At 73.4% G+C, this 18537-nt stretch carries 5 protein-coding genes (1 of these 5 cut by a window edge); all 5 read right to left on the bottom strand.

The window, feature by feature from the left end; all coding sequences use genetic code 11:
• Tightly spaced (each overlapping or abutting the next), the 5 genes in view from LIU39_RS20380 to LIU39_RS20400 form a layout consistent with a single transcriptional unit that may run on beyond the window.
• A complete protein-coding gene (locus tag LIU39_RS20380) occupies positions 1 to 1779 on the bottom strand; it encodes a condensation domain-containing protein (RefSeq protein WP_227048238.1) in 1779 nt (592 codons plus the stop codon).
• Positions 1766 to 9955, bottom strand: coding sequence for a non-ribosomal peptide synthetase (locus tag LIU39_RS20385; RefSeq protein WP_227048239.1), 8190 nt, complete (start codon positions 9953 to 9955; stop codon positions 1766 to 1768). Before LIU39_RS20385 ends, LIU39_RS20380 begins: the two co-directional genes overlap by 14 nt.
• On the bottom strand, positions 9952 to 13353 hold the full coding sequence (locus LIU39_RS20390) for a non-ribosomal peptide synthetase (RefSeq protein WP_227048240.1): 3402 nt from the start codon (positions 13351 to 13353) through the stop codon (positions 9952 to 9954). The genes LIU39_RS20385 and LIU39_RS20390 overlap by 4 nt, the downstream gene beginning before the upstream one ends.
• The gene (locus LIU39_RS20395) at positions 13350 to 17849 is read right to left on the bottom strand and encodes a type I polyketide synthase (protein ID WP_227048241.1); all 4500 of its coding nucleotides are present in this window, start codon (positions 17847 to 17849) and stop codon (positions 13350 to 13352) included. The genes LIU39_RS20390 and LIU39_RS20395 overlap by 4 nt, the downstream gene beginning before the upstream one ends.
• On the bottom strand, positions 17846 to 18537 hold the 3' end of the coding sequence (locus tag LIU39_RS20400; protein ID WP_227048242.1) for a non-ribosomal peptide synthetase. It continues 2545 nt past the right edge of the window; the window shows 692 of its 3237 coding nt (coding positions 2546-3237); its start codon lies off the right edge, out of view; the stop codon is at positions 17846 to 17848. The genes LIU39_RS20395 and LIU39_RS20400 overlap by 4 nt, the downstream gene beginning before the upstream one ends.

Here is an 18537-nt window from a genome sequence, read left to right on the forward strand (position 1 = left end):
TCACTCCTCATCGATCGCTCGGCGTCGTGCCGTCAGCAGGTCGCGGCCTGCCCTGTCCTTGCCGGTCAGGCGTTTGTGTTCGGCGTGCTGCGCGATGCGCCGGGCGAGCAGGGCCCTGGGGCCGGACAGCGGCCGGTCCGGGGCGGCGACGAAGTCGGCGAGGCACGCCGTCAGCGCCTCCAGCAGGGCGCGCACGTCGGATGCGGCGAGGCGGGCCGGATCGTGCCTGGCCAGCAGCCTCAGTTCGGTGCCGGGGACTACTTCGAGCACCAGCGGATAGCCCTCGTCGACCACGGTGCGCACCTCTCCGATGCACAGTCCGTCCTCGGCGCCCTGGCGCACGGCGGTGGGGAAGTTCTCGATCACCACGATCGTGTCGAACAGGCCGGCGCCCCGGTTCAGGCCCATCCCCCGGGTGACGCGGCCCAGCGGGACGTGGCTGTGTTCACGTATCCCGGCCAGGCGGCGCTGCACGGCGTGCAACCAGGGCAGGACCGCACTGTCCGGCGCGCAGTCCACCCGGAGCGGCACCGTGTTGATGAGCAGGCCGACCAATTCGATCGCGCCCGGCAGGTCGGGCGGCCGGCCGGAGACGGTCACGCCGAAGACGATGTCCTTGCTCGCGCACATCTCGGCGAGCAGCAGGGCCCAGCCGCCGTAGACAACGGTGCTCACGGTGAGCCCGTCCCGTCGGCAGAGCTGTTCGAGCCCGGCGGCGAGGTCCGCCGGCGCGGTCACCGTGACCTCGCCGCGCCGCGCGGCGATCACCTGACCGTGCGCACAGCCCGGCCCCGCGATCCTGGTCGATGCCGTCATCCCGGCCAGCTGGTCGGCCCAGAACGCGTCGTCGGTGGCGCTGTCCCTGGTCCGGACCCACTCGACGTAGTCGGACATGGCCGGCCGGTCCGGCACCTGCGGCTGCTCGCCCGCCGCCAGGGCTCGGTAGCAGGCCAGGACGTCGGCGAGGACCAGTTGCTGGGACCAGCCGTCGAGAATCAGGTGATGGTGGGTCCACACACAGCGGTGCGTGGTGTCGGACTCGCGCAGCAGGGTCAGCCGCAGCAGCGGCGCGCCGGTCAGGTCGAAGCCCTGCGCACGGTCCCGGTCGAGGAACTCGGCGAGGGCGGCGGCCCGGTCCGACGCGTCGCGGTCCCGCCAGTCGAGACACTCGATGGTCAACTCGGGTTCCGCGGCGACCACTTGGCGGGCCTGGACGCGGTCGTGCCAGTCGAAGGACACCCGCAGCGACGGGCTCGCGGCCAGTACGGTCCGCCAGGCGGCGCGGAACGCGGCCAGGTCGAGAGACCCGGTCAGCAGGCAGCAGACCTGCACCAGGTACGCACCCGGGCTGCTGCCGCCGACCGAGTGGTACAGCATGCCCTCCTGCATCGGGCTGAGCGGGTACTCGGTGGGAGCGGGGCGGCGCGGCCGGACGAGCGGGCGTGCGTCCGGGGTCGCCCGCCCTGCGAGGGCCCGCACGGTCGGCAGGTCGAACAGGTCCTGGGCGATGATCCGCAGTCCGGCCAGCTCCAGCTTGGCCACGATCACGATGGCGTGCACCGAGTCCCCGCCGAGGGCGAAGTAGTCGTCGTCGATGCCGACACGGTCCAGCTCCAGCACCTCCTGCCAGATCCCGGCGATGGTCCGCTCGGCCTCGGTGCGGGGCGCGGTCGGCCGTGTCCCGTCCTCGCTCCCGGGGGCGTCCTCGGCCAGCCATCTGGCCAGCAGCTCCCGTTTGGTGGCGGACAGTCGCGCCACGCGCGCGTCAGATTCGGACATCGCTACCTCCGGCTTCGTCCGGCGGGTCCGGCGGGCGGTCTGCGCGGCGCAGCAGCAGGTCCGCCTCCTGCTCGGTCAGCGATTCGAGCCGGTCGACCAGGTGGTCGCGTCGGTCGCGCGTTCCGGGCAGCGCCGCGTAGTCGATCTTTCCGTTCCGCGTCAGCGGCAGGTCGGCGCGTTGCTGGATCTCGGTGGGTACGAGGCGGCCGGGCAGCCGTGCGGCGAGCCAGCCGCGCAGGTGCCGGGCTTGGGGCATCCGGTCGCGGTGCCCCGGGCGGACAGGGCACCAGTAGGCGACCAGCCGTGGAGCACCGGACGGGGCCGTGCGCAGCAGCACCGCGGCCCGTGCGACGGCCGGGTGCGCGGCGAGGGCCTGCTCGATCTCCCCCAGTTCCACCCGGAAACCGCGGATCTTGACCTGCCGGTCGGTGCGCCCGTGGAAGAGCAGCGCCCCGGTGGCCAGCCGGTGCACCACGTCCCCGGTGCGGTAGCGGCGTGCGCCGGGCCGCCCTGGATCCGGGACGAACACGTCGGCGGTGTCGGCGGGCCGCCCGAGGTAGCCCCTGGCGACCCCGTATCCGCCGACGGCCAGCTCCCCCGGCACGCCGGCCGGGGCGGGCGCCCCGGCCGCGAGCACCGCCGCCGAACTGCCGGTGACCGGGCTGCCGATCGGCACCGGTCCCTCGCCCGTCTCCCCCACTCGCGGGACGCAGCAGCCCACGACGGTCTCGGTCGGCCCGTACTCGTTGAACACCACGGCATCGGGGGCGACTTCGCGCAGTGCGGCCACCTGGGCGAAGTCCAGCTGCTCGCCGCCGACCACCGCGGTCACGCCGGTGAGCCCGCGCCCCTGTACGGCCAGTTGGCCGGTCAGCGCGGACAGGTGGGACGGGGTGACCTTCAGGAGCGTGTGATGTCCGATGGCCAGTGCCGTTCCCAGCCTGGTCGGATCGGTGCCGGGCAGGAGGTGCGCCGTGCCCCCGGCGACCAGCGGTGCCAGCAACGCGGTCACGGTCAGGTCGAAGGCCAGTGAGGAGTGCACCGGTGCGAAGGTGCGGTCGCTGATGCCGTAGGCGGGAACGCACCAGCGCAGGTAGTTGACCAGGCCCTGATGCGTCACGCCGACCAGCTTCGGCCGTCCGGTGGAACCCGAGGTGGCCAGCACACAGACCAGGTGCTCCGGGCGCAGCTCGGGGCGGCGGAGCCGGATGGCCGTACCGGGCCCGGTGTCGTCGGTGCGCACCATCGCCCGCGGATCGACCCCGGCGGGGGCGGCCGTTCCGGGCGGCAGCACCAGGAGCGCCGCGCCTGCCTCGGCGAGCAGGGCGGGCACCGACCGTGACGGGGTCTCCGGGTCGATGGGCAGGTAGGCCGCTCCGGCGCGCAGAACCGCCAGCATCCCGACCACGGCGTCGACGCTGCGCTCCGCCCACAGTCCGACCACGGTCTCCGGTCCGGCCGAACGGGCTTGCAGCAGCGCGGCGAGCCGCCCGGACCGCTGCCACAGCAGGCGGTAACTGAGGTGCCGGCCGCCTTGGAGCAGCGCGGTCCTGTCGGCGCCCTGGCGGACCACGGCTTCGATCAGATCGTGTACCGAGGTCTTCGGTGGAGCCACAAGCGTGGCCGGCGGCTCGTGGGGCTGCGCGCCGATGCCGGCCGAGGACCGGTGCGGCGCCCGCGCCGCGGTCTCCAGCGCGGCACGGAACCACTCCGCGATCCGGGCGGTCTGCTCATCGGGGCTCCTGACCGGATCGGCCTCAAGGAGCAGGCGCAGCCGACCTGATTGCGCGTCGACGTTGAAGTGGGCGGTCAGCGGCAGATACGTCTGGTCGGGCGCCTGGAGGCCGGACACCGCGAGGCCGTCCGCCCCGGACAGGCCGCTGTAGAGGCGGAAGTGGGTGAAGACGAACAGCGTGTCGAACAGTCGGCTCACGCCGAACTCACGGTTCAGCGTGACCAAGGGGTAACGCCGGTAGGGCGAGATCCGCGTCTCGGCCGCGTAGGCCGCCAGCGCCAGCCGGGCCCAGCTCTCCTCGGCCGGGACGTCGACGCGCAGCGGCAGGATGTTGTTGAACACCCCGACCACCCGGTCGCCGTCCGCGCGCTCCGGCCTGCCGTTGGTCTCCAGGCCGGTGATCAGGTCGCGGCGGCCGGTCAGCAGCCGGACGACCCGCAGGTGCACGCCGAGCAGTACGTGCTTGAGGCCGACCCCCAGCTCGGCGGCGAGTCCGAGCAGACCGTCCCGTACCGCGTCGTCGATCTCCACGACGGTGCGCCGCTGGTACACCGGCCCCTCCGCCGGGGGTCGGCGAAGCGTCCAACGGGGCAGCGTGGAGGGCTCGGCGCCGTGCAGTTCCGCCGCCCAGAAGGCACGGTGCCCGGGTGAGCGCACGGCGGCGCGTTCCAGTGCGACGAAGTCGGCGTAGCCGGTGCGCGGCACGGCCGGGTCCGGCAGGGGGCCCTTCAACGCGGCCCGGTACGCGGTGAGCAGATCGGTGAGCACCAGCGCGGTGCACCAGCCGTCGAGGGCGAAACTGCTGACGGTCAGGCGGAAATCCGAGCCGTAGTCGTGCACGGTGAACCGCACCAGCGGCCCGTGGTCGAGGTCGAAGTGCCGCTTGCGTTCGGCCAGCATCCACGCGCCGAATCTCTTGTCGCGGGCGGGTTCGGCTCGCTGGTCGATCACCTCGACGGGCAGCCGCGACACGGTCTCCGGCACGATCTGTACGGGCTCGGCGTGGCCGGTGAGGTCGAAGCGGGAGCGCAGATAGGGGTGCCGGGCCAGGACGTGGGCGACGGCCTGTTCCAGGGCGCCGGGCGCGATCAGAGCGTCCACCGCGACGCTGGTCACGTACACCTCGTAGCCGGGGTCGTCGGTTCGGTGGGCCAGCAGTGCCCGCTGTGCCATCGAGATGGGGTAGGCGTCGGCCAGTCCTGATCGCCCCTCCAGCGCCGGGCACAGGGCGAACGGCGCCACCGTCTCCGTCTCCCGTGCCTGCTCGGACGCCCGGGTTTCCGGCCGGGCGTCGAGATACGCGGCCAGCTCCGCGACGCTGGGGTGGGCCAGCAGTTCGGTGACGGTGAAGTCGAATCCGGCGGCCCTGGCCTCGGCGACGAGCCGGATCGCCAGGATCGAGTCGCCGCCGAGGGTGAAGAAGTCGGTACGAACGTCGATTCCGGTTCTGCCGAGACACCGTCCCCACAGGTCCGCGAGTCCCCGTTCGGCCGGGGAGAGTGCCGCGGTGGGCGCATGGTCCTGCTCGGGAGCGCGGTCCGGCGCGGGCAGTGCGCGCCGGTCGACCTTGCCGCTCGCCGTGACCGGCAGCGCCCCGACCAGGACGAGTGCCGACGGCACCAGGTGGCCGGGCACCGAACGGCGGAGCCGGTCGCGCAGTTCGGCGGGCGGCGGGATGTCCTGCCCGGTGACGTAACCGGTCAGCCTGCCGTCCCGCACGATCGCGACGGCGTCGGCCACACCGGGCAGTGCGCGCAGCAGTTCGGCGACCTCACCGAGCTCGACCCGGTTTCCGCCGATCTTCACCTGGTCGTCGGTCCGGCCGAGAAAGACGAGCGCGCCGTCGGTGCGGCGCCGCGCCCGGTCGCCGGTGCGGTAGATCCGGCGTCCCCGGCCCCGGCGGGGGTCCGGCAGGAACGCCTGCGCGGTCTGCTCCGGTAGCCCGAGGTAGCAGGTGGCCAGGCCATCCCCTCCGATGAACAGCTCGCCGGGGACGGGCACCGGCATCGGGCGGAGCCGGTCGTCCAGCACGCGGACCGAGGTATTGCTGATCGGCCGCCCGATCGGGATGGGCTCCGCGTCCGACGGTGCGCAGGGCCAGGCCGTGACGTCGACCGACGCCTCGGTCGGACCGTAGAGATTGTGCAGCCGCGCGTCGTACAGCTCGAAGAACCGGTCCCTGGCGACGGCCGTCAGGACCTCGCCGCTGCACAGCACTCGGCGCAGCGGCGAGCGCCCGGTGACCGTTCGCGCCGCCTCGGCGAGGAACGGGGTGAACATGCTCGGCACGAAGTGGGTGGTACTGATCCGGGCCCGTTCGATGAGCCGCACCAGTTCCCGCGGGTCGCGGTGTACCCCCGGCGCGGCGAGCACGACGGTGCCGCCGGCGATCAGCGGCCAGCACAGCTCCCACCACGAGACGTCGAAGCCGACGGGTGTCTTGTGCAGTACGCGCTCTCCGGCACCGAGCCGGTACTCCTCCTGCATCCAGGCCAGCCGGTTGACGATGCCACGGTGCGGGACGAGCACCCCCTTGGGCGTACCGGTGGAGCCGGAGGTGTAGAGCAGGTAGGCGGGCTGTTCGGGGTGCACCCGCGCCGAGTACCGGCGTTCCGGCCGTGCGGCGAGCAGGGCCGTGGTCAGCAGGGCGCGCACGGGCAGGTGGGTGGTGTGCTCCAGCAAGGGCTCCTCGGTCAGCAGGAACCTGGCGCCGCTGTCGGCAAGCATCGCGGCGTGCCGGGGCGGTGGCTCCTCCGGATCGAGCGGCAGGACCGCACACCCGGCGTTGAGCACGGCGAGGTAGCCGATCGGCAGTTGTCGGCCTCGTCGGTGCAGCACGGCGATGGGTTCGCCGGGCCGCGCGCCCAGCTCCCGCAGCCGGGCCGCGACCGTGGTCGCCGCGCGGTGCAGCGCCGCGTAACTCAGCTGCGCGGTGCCGCCGTCCTCCGCGGGCGCGAGTACGGCCGTCGCGTCCGGACGGGCGGCCGCGGCGGTCGCCACCAGTCGGTGCAGACCGCCGGGGTCGGGGCGGCGCCGTGTCCGCCCCGACCCGGCGTGCCCGGTGAGGTCCTCGCTCAGCGGGATCGCCTCGACCGGGATGTCCGGGTCCGCCGCGACGGCGCGCAGCACCTCGGTGAGGTGCGCCGACATCGCGGCCACCGTGTCCGCGTCGAACAGGCTGGTCCGGTACTCCCAGCAGCCGGTCAGCTCGCCGCCGAGCAGCACCATGCTGAGACTGAGGTCGAGCTGCGACCATCGGCGGGGCACCGCGGTCACGGAGGCCGTCGCCGCCCCGAACGCCGCCTGCCCGCCCGCTCCCTGTGCCAGGGCGAAGGTGCCGTCCCGCAGTTCGCCGTACTCCTGCTGGAGCACGAACTGGCTCTGCACCAGCGTCGCCCGGCCGGTGTCCCTGGCCGGGGCCAGGTCGGTGACCAGACGGCGGAAGGGGTACGTGCCGTGCGCCACCGCCTCGCGCAGCAGCGACCGGGTGTCCGTGAGCAGCGTCGCGAAGGCGGTTCCACCGGGGCAGCGCGAGCGGAGCGGTACCGGATGCACGAAGTACCCGACGGCGCCCGCGAGTTCGGCGGAGTCCCGGCCGGCCAGCAGCGTGCCCAGCACCAGGTCGGGCCGGGCCGTGCAGCGGTGCAGCAGTGTCCGGTACGCCGCGAGCAGGACGGTGAACAGCGTGCAGTTCCGCTGCTTGGCCAGCGCACGCAGGGCCTCGACCAGCTCCGGCGGCACACGGAACTCCGCTGTCGCCCCACGGAAGTCGCGCGGTGACCTGTGGGGCCGGTCGGTGGGCAGTTCGAGGCTCCCCGGTGCACCGGCCAGCATCGCGCGCCAGTACGCGAGATCTCGTGGGCCGGCCGGCGAGTCGGCGTGATCCGCGGCACCGGCCAGCATCGCGGCCTGCGGATCGACGGCCGGGGGAAGGGTCGCGGGGATGCCGGTGGTCTCCGCGAGGTAGCAGGCGCGCAGTTCGTCGAGCACCACCAGGAACGACCAGAGGTCCGCCACGAGGTGGTGCGCGACCAGCACCAGCAGGTGCGTGTCCGCGCCGCGGCGCAGGAGCGTCGCGGTGAACGGCGCGGCCCCGCCCAGCGCGAACGGCCGCTCGACGATCTCCAGAAGCCGCGCGGCGATTTCCTCGTCCCGCTCCGCCGTCGTGTCGATGACGCGCAGTCGCGCAGGCTCCGGTTTTGCCTGGCACCACGGCCGCCCGTCCTGGACCCAGAACCTGGTGCGCAGGGCCGGATGCCGTGCGGTCACGGTCGCCAGTGCCCGGTCCAGTGCCGGGACGTCCAGCGGTCCGTCCAGCCTGAAGACCCGGGAGAGGTTGTAGGCGGCGCCCTGCGGATCCAATTCGTGCTCGAACCAGAGCGCTTCCTGGTTCGCCGTCAGTGGGAGCGCGTCCCCGTCGGCGGCGACTGCGGTCGTAAGGGTGGCCGCCGACGCGGGGTCCGCTGCCAGGATGCGCCCGGCGATGGCGTAGGGACTGTCCCCGTCGGCGAGGGCGCCGGGGCCGATGTCCACTCCGTACCGCCGCTGCACCCGGTGCCGCAGTTCCATCGCCCGCAGGGAATCCAGCCCGAGCCGTACCAGTGGCTCGTCGGGACACGGCGGAGTTCCGACGAGACCGGCGAGCGCGGATGCGGTACGGGCCAGCGCGGTCGCCAGCACCGCGGTGCGGTCGCCGGGCGCCGTCGCGCCGAGTTCGTCGCGCTCCGGCAGGTCAGGGACCTCCGTCCGGCCGGTACCCACGCCGGCGACGATCTGCAGCTCCCCGTCCGCGTAGGACTGCCGGAGGTACTGCCTGCGCACCTTGCCACTCGTCGTCTTCGGCACGGCTCCCTTGGGGAGGAAGACGACGCGGTGGGTTTCGATGCCGTGCCGGGTGGCGATGGCCTGCCGCACCCTGGCGGCAATCGCGGCCAGGTCCGGATCGTCCTGGGCCGTGCCGAGTTCGTAGCACAGCACCAGCCGCTCGGCGCCGTCGGCGTCCACCGGGAAGGCGGCTCCGCAGGACGGCCGCAGCGCCGGATCCGCCCGTTCCGCGGTGTGCTCCAGATCGTGCGGGTAGTGGTTCTCGCCCCGGATGACGATGAGGTCCTTGCTGCGGCCGGTGAGGTGGAGCCCGCCGTCCCGCAGGAACCCGAGGTCGCCGGTACGCAGATAGGGGCCCTGGTGGGTATCGGCGAGGCGGGCGCCGAAGGTTTCCTCGGTCTCCGCGGGCCGGTTGTGGTATCCGGCCGCGATGCCCTCGCCGCGCAGCCAGATCTCCCCGACCCTTCCCTCCGGCAGCGCCGTGCGGGTGTCCGGGTCAACGACGCTCACCTCGGTCCCCACGACCGGGAGCCCACTGCTGACCAGCGTGCTGCCGTGCTCCTGCGCCCGCGCGACGGTGACCCGGCCCGCCCTCAGCTCGACGGGGTCGGCGTCGATCACGGTCGGGGGGCGGTCGAAGGGCGTCGCCGTCACGATCAGGGTCGCCTCGGCGAGGCCGTAGCAGGGAAAGTGTGCGGTCGGCGCGAATCCGGCGGCGCGGAATCCCGCGCTGAACCGGTGCAGGGTGGCGGCGCGGACCGGCTCCGCGCCGTTGTAGGCCACCGCCCAGTGCGACAGGTCCAGGGTGGCCCTGGTGGCCTCGTCGATGCGCTGCAAGCACAGCTCGTAGGCGAAGTTGGGGCCGCCGCTGACCCTGGCCCGGTACTTCTCGACGGCTCGCAGCCAGTTCAGCGGGGCGTGCAGGAAGGCGCTCGGCGGCATCAGCACCGACCGGGAGCCCAGGTAGAGCGGCTGCAGGATGTTGGCGATCAGGCCCATGTCGTGGAACAGCGGGAGCCAGCCGACGAAGGTGGCGTCCCGGTCGTTGCCGCAGGCGAGCTGGATCGCGCGCTCGTTGCTCAGGATGTTGGTGTGACTGACCCGCACGCCGCGCGGTGTTCTGGTGGAACCCGAGGTGTACTGCAGGAAGGCGGTCGCGCCGGGGTCGGCCGGGGCCTCGGTCCAGCTGTCGGCGGCCGCGTCGGACACGGCACGGACGTCGGCCCTCGGCACGCCGGCCGACACCGCCGGAGGGTCGTCGGCCTGGCAGAGCACCAGCGCGGGCCGGGCGTCCGCACTGATGGCGGCGAGGCGTTCCGCCCCGGCCCTGCCCCGGCCGGAATCGCAGGGGACCGCGACACTGCCCGCGTACAAGCAGCCCAGGAAGGACTCGACGTACTCGATGCCGGAGGGGTAGGCGATGAGTACCCGCTCGCCCCGGCATCCGCGTTCGGCCAGCTCCGCGGCGACGGCCCTGGCCCGCAGGTCGATGGCGGCGAAGTCACGGCGCGCCGTCTCCGTGACCCCGTCGGCGAGGAAGAGGCAGGCCGGGCGGTCCGGCGTGCGTTCGGCATGCTGCCGCACGATGTCGACGATGGTGGCTGTCCTGGTGGTCATCGCGGTTGCTCCCCGGCCTCGGCCAGCCGGAGTGCCTCCCGGACCAACTCGCTCTGCCGTCCGGCACGAAGCTCGTCGACCGTCCGGGCCAGCGCGGCGATGTCGGGCGCCTGGTACACCTGGCGTACGGGGATGTCGAGGCCGAAAGCCGTGACGATCCGGAAGTGGAACTGGGTGAGGAGCAGCGAATCCCCGCCCAGATCGAAGAAGTTGTCGTGCATATCGATCATGTCGATGCTGTTCCGGCCCGTCCGGCCCAGCACCTCGGCGGCCAGCTCGGTGATCGTCCGTTCGGTCGGGGTGGCGGGCCGGCGGGTCCGCGGCCGGTCGGGCTCAAGCGGCGGGGCGGGCAGGGCCGCCTCGTCGAGTTTGCCGTTCCTGGTCAGCGGAAGCGCGGGCAGGACGACCGACCTGCCCGGGATCAGGTGGCGCGGGAGCCGGTCGGACAGATAGCTCCGCAGCAGACCGCTGGTCAGGTCCTGGGCCCGCGCGCCGCCCTCGGCCACCAGGTAGGCCACGAGCCGTCGCCGCTCCCCCGTACCGTGGGCGGCCACGACGCAGTCGCGTACCGCGGGGTGGGTCAGCAGGGCGGCCTCGATCTCGCCGGGTTCGATGCGGTAGCCGCGCAGCGAGAGCTGTTTGTCGGTCCGGCCGAGGTAGTCCGGTTCACCGGGCAGGACCCGCACCAGGTCACCTGTGTGGTAACGCCGTCCGCCCTTCCGACCGGGCGCGGGCCGGAATCGGTCGGCGGTCAGGGCGGGGTGGCCGAGGTAGCCCCTGGCCACCCCGATCCCGCCGACGGTGAGTTCGCCTCGGCCGCCGACCGGCAGCGGCCGTCCGTCGCTGTCGACCGTCTCGACGTGCTGGCCGGGGATCGGCTGTCCCAGGGGGCTGGCGGCCGGGCCGTGCCGGTCGGGCGGACGCAGGCGGCGGGCGGTGACGTGCACGGTGGTCTCGGTGGTGCCGAACATGTTCACCAGCTCCGGCCCGCGATCACCGGTCCAGTCGAACCAGGGCCCGAGCTTGGCCACCTCGCAGGATTCGCCGCCCAGGACCACGAGGGCCAGCGGCAGACCGTCAGGCCCGGTTCGCGACGCGGTGGGCAGCAGGGCCCGGAAGGCGCTGGGCGTCTGGCCGAGCACACTGACGCGCTGGGTCAGCAGCGTCGCCCACAGCTCGTCCGGCGCGCGGACCACGTCCGGCGGAATGAGCACCAGCCTGGCCCCGCTGGTCAGCGCGCCCCAGATCTCCCATACGGAGAAGTCGAACGCCGCGGAATGGGTCATCGCCCAGGTGTGCCGCTCACGCGGGCCCGGGAGCGCGGCCCGGCACGCGGCCAGTACCGCGGTCACGTTCGCGTGGCTGACCAGCACGCCCTTGGGGCCCCCGGTGGAACCCGAAGTGAACACGGCGTAGGCCACGTTGGCCGGGTGCGCCCGCACCCGGGGCGCCACCGTCGCCGCGGCCGGGCGTGCGGGCCCGTCCATGAGCAGTGTGTCCGCACCGGGGTCCGGCAGGTGCCGCACGGTGGACGTGGTGAGCAGCAGCCGGATACCGGCGGCGCGGGCCAGCTCCGCACGGCGCCGAGGCGGGTCGGCCGGGTCCATCGGCACGTAGGCCGCCCCCGCTTTGAGGGCGCCCAGCATCCCGGCCACCAGGTCGACCGACGGCTCGGCGCACAGCCCGACCATGCTCTCCGGCCCGCAGCCCCTGGCCCGTAGCTCCGCCGCGAGCCGGTCGGCCCGCGCGTCGAGTTCCCGATAGGTGACCTGCCGGCGGCCACAGCTGATCGCCACGGCGTCCGGTTGCCCGGCGACGATCCGCTCGACCTCATGGTGCAGGCAGCCGGTCCCCTCCGCGGCGGCCGGGTCGCCGGTCGTGGCCAAAGGGGGTGGGAGCGGCCGGGCCGACGGGACGGGCGCACCCGGATCCGCGGCGGCGGAGCGCAGCACGGCCACCGTCCTGGCCAGGATCTCGGCCGCCGTCGCGCCGTGGATCCGGGACCGGTCGAACTCCAGCTCCAGCTCCACTCCGTTCGCCAGCGGGGACGCGGTCATCGTGAGCGGGAACTTGGCGGCGACCGGGGGCGACGCCAGCGCCGTCGTGGTCAGGCCGGGCAGCTCCACCCGGGGTGCCGGGGTGTTCTGGTAGGCGAAGGCCGCCTGGACGAGCGGGGTTTCGGCGAGGGAACGCCGGGGGTGCACCGCCTCGACGATCCGCTCGAACGGCACTTCCTGGTCGTCGAGGCCCTGTCGGACGACCTCGCGCACCCTGCCCAGGAGTTCTCCGAATCCGGCGTTGCCCGACAGGTCGAGGCGGAACGGCAGCAGGTTGACGAAGCAGCCGACCAGCCCGGCCAGCTCCGGGCGGACGCGTCCGGCGACCGGGCTGCCGATCACCAGGTCGTGCTGCCCGGCCAGGCCACCGACCGCCAGCCCGAACCCGGTCAGCAGCACCGCGAACAGCGTGGTCCGCCGTTGACCCGCCAGGTGCCGGAGCTTTCGTACGTCGGCGTCGCCGAGTGAGGACCGCAGGGCCCCGGCGACCTGCTCGGAGGGCGGGCCCGACGCCCTGCCGAGCAGCTCCAGCCGTGCCGGTGCGCCGTCCAGCGCCGACGTCCACCGGGCCAGTCGCTCGGCGAAGCCGGCTCCTGCGGCCCGGCGCCGCTGCCAGGCGGCGAAGTCCCCGTACTGGACCGGCAGCGGGGCCGGCTCGGCGGGTGTCCCGGCGACATGTGCCCGGTACAGCTCGGCGATGTCGGCCAGCAGTATCCCGAGCGACCACCCGTCGTCGGCGATGTGGTGGCGGACCAGGACGAGTTCGTGTTCCGTCCGGTCGAGGCGGAACACGAAGGACCGGAGCATCGGGCCCGTCGTGAGGTCGAACGGGCGGATGGCCAGCGCGGCCGCCTGACGGCGGCTCGCCGCGCGCCGGGCGGACGAGGGCAGCCCGGTGAGATCCACCAGCGGCAGTTCCGCCAACTCGGCGGCGGGCAGCACCTCGACGGCGGGACCGCCGTCGACGGCCGGATACCGGGTCCGCAGCACGGAGTGCCTGCGCAGCACGTCCTCCAGTGCCGTTCGCAGGGCGGGCAGGACGAGTTCGCCGGTCAGCCTGAGGTGCAGTGGGAGGTGGTACGAGCTGGCCGTCGGGTGGAACCGGTGGGTCAGCCACATGCGTTGCTGTCCGAAGGACAGCGGTACCCGCGTGCCGTCGGCCACCGGGATACCGTGGGTGGCGCGCAACTCGCGCAGGATCTCGGCCTTGTACGCGGAGATCTCCGTCTGCACCTCGGCCGTGAGCACGCCACGCCGGGCCACGCACCGCAGCCGGTCCCCGTCGGCGGTGACGGTGATGCCGCGCCGACGCAGGTCGGCGAGGAAGGCCGCGGCGTTCACAGCAGCACCTCGTCCCCTGCGTCGCGTTCGATCGCGGCGGTCTGGGCCGCGATGGTCGGCGCCGCGAAGAACTCCGCCGTCGACAGCTCGACCCCGTGCCGCTCCCCTACCAGGGGCAGCAGGCGCAGCGCGATCAGTGAGTCGCCGCCCAGTTCGAAGAAGCTGTCGTGCACGCCGATGGGCTCGCTGCCGAGCAGGTTCTCCCAGCATGCGGCCACGCTGCGCTCCAGCGGGGAGCCCGGTGCCTGGTACACGGTGGACAGTTCCGCCCTGTCGAGCCGCGACGGGGCGATCCGCAGCTCGGCGAGCACGGCACGGTGGTCGTCGGTGCTGAACGCCGTGTGCCTGGCCAGCAGCACTTCGAGGTCCTGGGTACAGATCAGCACCTGCGGGGACCGGTCGGCGGCGAGGACGCGGCGGAACAGCTCGACGCCCTCCGCCCGGCTGATCCCGCCCAGCGGGTCTGCGGTCAACGCATCGTTCTCCGGGGTGAGTTCGTAGCGTGCGGCCAGCTCCTCCTGTGCCGAGGCGCCCATTCCGGTCGCGGTCCAGTCGGTCCACGCGATCGACACGGTGGTTCCGCCCCGTCGGCAGGCGCGGTGGGCGGCGTAGGCGTCGAGGAAATCGTTCCCGGCCACATAGCCCACTTCGCCGAACTTCAGCTTGTGCACGACGGTTCCGATGGACGAACACAGCACGAGGAAGTCCAGTTCACGGTCGCGGAGAACGCTGTCCAGGACGACGGGGCCCAGTACCTTCGAGGCCATCGCCTCGTCGGTGGCCCGCTGGTCGCGCCGCTGGATCATGCCCGCGGTGTCGCGGACTCCCGCGGCGTGGACCACTCCGGTGATCGGACCGAACAGTTTCTCGGCCTCGGTGACGACCGCTCGCATCTGCGTCTCGTCGGCCACATCGGCCTGCCGGACCAAAAGCCCGGTGCCCCGGGAGGCGAGCGTGGTCAGCCGGTTGATCAACCGCGTGGTGTCGTCTCCCGCCGGATGGGCCGCCAGATAGCTGCTCCAGTCCTCGGCGGCGGGGAACGGGGTGCGCCGGGTGAGCACCAGCGCGGTGGCGCCGCCGGCGAGGGATTCCGCCAGGCTGAGTCCGATGCCGCCGAGGCCGCCGCAGATCAGGTGGACCCCGCCGGTGGCTCGGGCGGGTGGCTCGGGCGCCGGGTCGAGCCGGAGCGGGGTGTAGCTCCGTTCGAAGCGCTGCCGCCCCCGGTAGGCGATCTCGGTGGCCTCGTCAGCGGCCAGCAGTTCGGCCACGATCCGGTCCGCCAGCCGGTCCGGGTCGCCGTCGGTGCGCCCGACGTCCATCGCCGTGCAGGACATCGTGGGCAGTTCCCGGGGGATCACCTTGACCGCCGCGGCCACGGTGGCGTGTTCCGGGTGGTCGAGGTCGTCGCCGAGCACGCACTGCGCGCCACGGGTGACGGCCACCAGCCGGACCGGCCGGTCGCCCGGGTGCGCGCCGAAGGCCCGCGCCAGGTGCAGCAGGCTGTGCAGCCCGGCCAGCTGTCCCTGCCGTACCACGGTCTCGTCCAGCGGCCGGTCCTCGCTCGCCGACAGGGCGGGCCACAGATGGACGACCAGCTGCGGGCTCCGCCCCTGGGCGGCGAGTTCCGACAGCAGCTCGTGATAGTGCCGCGCCTCACTCGGCCCGTCCGGGGCGGCCGGCACGGGAACCGGGTGCACGCCGAGTGCGGTGAGCTGTTCGGCGACCGCCGTCCCGAGCGGGCCGTCGCCGAACAGCAGGCAGGTCGCACCGTCCTGCCGGGTCGCCGGGCGGACGGCGGCGGCGTGCCGCCAGCCGGGCAGATAGCCCCAGTCCCCGAGCTGTTTCCTCGGCCCCGGCCGCTCGACGGCCGCGGGCCGTACCGGCGCGGCCTCGCCGGGCGCCTCGATCCAGTAGCGCTTGCGCTGGAACGGGTATCCCGGGACGGGGGTGCGCCGCGGCCGCTGCGGACGGTGGAAGGCGTCCCAGTCGACGGGGCACCCCGAGGTCCACAGTGTTCCGAGCGCGCCCACCAGGTGAGCGGTCTCCCGCTCCGGAGTCGGACCGCTGTCGGCCGCGGGCAGGCAGCTGCCGATCGACGCCGAGCCGGGAGGGAGCCTGCGGGCCGCCTGCCGGGCCAGCCGGGAGTCGGGCCCGAGTTCCAGCAGCGCGGCGGGCGCGGATTCCGCGAGGCGACCGGCACCGGCGTCGAAGAGTACGGGCCTGCGCATGTGCTCCAGCCAGTATTCCGGGCGGGTCACCTCGGCGGGATCGGCCCAGTCACCGGTGACGTTGGACAGGAACGGCAGCCGCGGGGCGGCGAATTCCACCTCGGCCAGCGCGGTACCGAACCGGTCGAGGGCGGGCTCGACCGCGCGGGAGTGGAACGCGTGGCGCAGGGCCAGCATCCGGGTGCGCGTACCTTGCCGGTCCAGCCGGTCGGCCAGTGCCGTCACCGCGTCGGTGGCGCCGGAGACCACGCACCGGTCCGATGCGTTGATCGCCGCCAGGCCGAGGCCGCCGTCCAGCATCGGCCGCAGTTCGTCGGCGCTCAGCGGGACAGCCAGCATCCGGCCGTCCGGGAGCGTGGCCTGCGCCTGGGCGCGGGCGGTGACCAGCCGCAGCGCGGCGGACGGTGTGAACACTCCGGCCACGGTGGCGGCGACGTACTCTCCGAGGCTGTGTCCCAGCATGGCGACAGGTTCGACGCCCCAGTCACGCAGGGTGCGGGCCAGCGAGTAGGCCACGGCGAACTCGGCGACCTGGTCGAGGGCCGCGGCGCCCTGGGTGCCCGTCCGCATGGCGCGGAGCACCGCGAACAGCTCCACGCCGTGCTCGGCCAGCAGGTGGGCGCAGGTGTCGAGGTGCCGCCGGAACACCGGCTCTCCCGCATGCAGTCCGACGGCCATGGCCGGATAGCCGTTGCCCTGCCCCGGGAAGAGGAAAGCGGTCCGCCCGGTGTCCTCGACCGCCCGGGGTGGCGAAGGCGAGGTCAGGGCCGTGGCGGCGTCCGCGGCGGTGGCGGCCGCCACGGCCCGCCGGTACCGGTGTGCGCGGCGGCCGGACAGTGTCGCGGCCACGTCGCCGAGGTCGGCGTCCGGACACGTGCGCAGCCGCTCGGCCAGTTCGTCGCCGGCCCGGGTCAGGGCCGCCGTGGAGCGCGCGGAGAGCACGATCAGTTGGCATGCCCTGCGCTCCCGGTCGGACTCCGTCAGTGCCGGTGGCTGTTCCAGCACCACGTGGGCGTTGGTGCCACCGGCGCCGAAGGAACTGACGCCGGCCCGGCGCGGGGAGTCCGACGCGGGCCACGGCGTGGTCGACGCGCTGACGTAGAACGGGGAACTGGCGAAGTCGATGGCCGGGTTGGGCCGTCGGTAGTGCAGGCTCGCCGGGATCACCCCGTCCCGCACCGCGCCGACGGCTTTGATCAGCCCCGCGATCCCGGCCGCCGCGTCGAGGTGACCGATGTTGGACTTCACCGAGCCGATGGCGCAGAACCCGGACCGGTCCGTGGTGGCACGGAACGCCGCGGTCAGCGCCGCCACTTCGACAGGGTCACCGATACCGGTCCCGGTGCCGTGTGCCTCGACGTACCCCACGCTGCCCGAGTCGATCCCGGCCACCGCGTGCGCCTCGATGATCACGTCCCGCTGGCCGTCGACGCCGGGGGCGATGAAGCCCGCCTTGTGGTCGCCGTCGTTGTTCACGGCCGAGCCGAGCAGCACCGCGTGTACCCGGTCGCCGTCCCTGCGGGCGTCCGACAGCCGCTTGAGCAGGACGAGGCCGACGCCGCTGCCGCCGACCGTACCGGCGGCCGACGCGTCGAAGGCGGCGCACCGCCCGTCCGGGGAGTAGATGCCCTCCTCGGCGTACACGTGGCCCTGTGCCTGCGGGACCTGGACGGAGACACCCCCGGCCACGGCCATGTCGCACTCGAAGGACTGGAGGCTGCGGATGGCCAGGTGGACTCCGACCAGCGACGAGGAACACGCCGAGCCGACGCACATGCTGGGGCCGGTGAGGCCGAGCTTGTAGGAGAGGGTGGTCGCCGCGAAGTCCTTGTCGTTGTGGATCAGCAGCGAGAAGCCCCCGAAGGTGCGCAGCAGTTCGTCGCTGGGGAGCAGGTTGCGCACCAGGTACGAGCTGAGACCGGCGGAGAGGAACACACCGACCGGGCACGACAGCGCCGCCGGGTCGTAACCGGCCGTGTCGAACACCGTCCAGGCCGTTTCGAGGCACAACCGGTGCTGTGGATCCATCACCTCGGCCTCGCGCGCGGAGTAGCCGAAGAACTCCGCGTCGAACTGGGCGATGTCCCCCAGCGTTCCCTCCGCGCCGACGAAGCGGGGCCGCGGCACCGGCTCCGGGTCGGAAAACCGTGTGATGCTCTCGGTCTCCGCACGGAGGTTGGCCCAGAACTGGTCGACGTTCTCCGCTCCGGGGAGACGGCAGCCCAGCGAGATCACCGCGATCGGCTCGGATGCGTCCGGTTCGGTCATCGTTCGCCTCCCTGGTCGGTGGCCCGGCGCGGGGCCCCGGCGGCTCGCCTGCGCCTGCGGCCGCGGGCCAGTGCCGGGTGCTCCGCCGGCGGCCCGGCGGCCCCGGTCCGGTCCAGGTGATCGGCGAGGCCGGCGATGTCGGGGAACCGGAAGAGGTCGACCAGCCGCAGCCCCGGATGGACGGTGCGTACAAGTGCGCTGTGCAGCCGCAGGAGACCGAGGGAGTTTCCTCCGATGTCGAAGAAGGCGTCGTGCACGCCCACCTGCTCGATGCCGAGCACCCGCTGCCATTCGCGGGCGATGGTCCGCTCCAGCTCGGTCCCGGGAGCCGCGGTCCGCCGATGCCGGCGGCTGACGGATCCGGCGCGGGCGGCCAGGGCCGTCCGATCGATCTTGCCGTTGCTGTTGTGCGGCAGGTCGGCCGACACCACCAGTACCGACGGAATCATCGCCGAAGGCAGCAGGGCGCGCAGCGCGGCCAGGGTCTCTTCCGGTGCGATGTCCCGGCCCGGTTCGGCGCCGGCGAACGCCACCAGGCGCCGATGCTCGGCCACGCCGTCGAGTACGACGGCCACCTCACGGATCGGTGCCACCGCGCGCAGCGCGTGCTCGACCTCGCCGAGTTCGATCCGTACGCCGCGCAGCTTGACCTGGGTGTCCCCGCGTCCCACGAAATCCAGTTCGCCGT

The sequence above is a fragment of the Streptomyces pinistramenti genome (assembly GCF_020564935.1).
In the GTDB taxonomy this organism is placed as follows: domain Bacteria; phylum Actinomycetota; class Actinomycetes; order Streptomycetales; family Streptomycetaceae; genus Streptomyces; species Streptomyces pinistramenti.

Bases quoted from the DNA above. Each gene is read 5' to 3' on its own strand.
- LIU39_RS20380 (WP_227048238.1), bottom strand. From the start codon at position 1,779: ATGTCCGAATCTGACGCGCGCGTGGCGCGACTGTCCGCCACCAAACGG.
- LIU39_RS20385 (WP_227048239.1), bottom strand. From the start codon at position 9,955: ATGACCACCAGGACAGCCACCATCGTCGACATCGTGCGGCAGCATGCC.
- LIU39_RS20395 (WP_227048241.1), bottom strand. From the start codon at position 17,849: ATGACCGAACCGGACGCATCCGAGCCGATCGCGGTGATCTCGCTGGGC.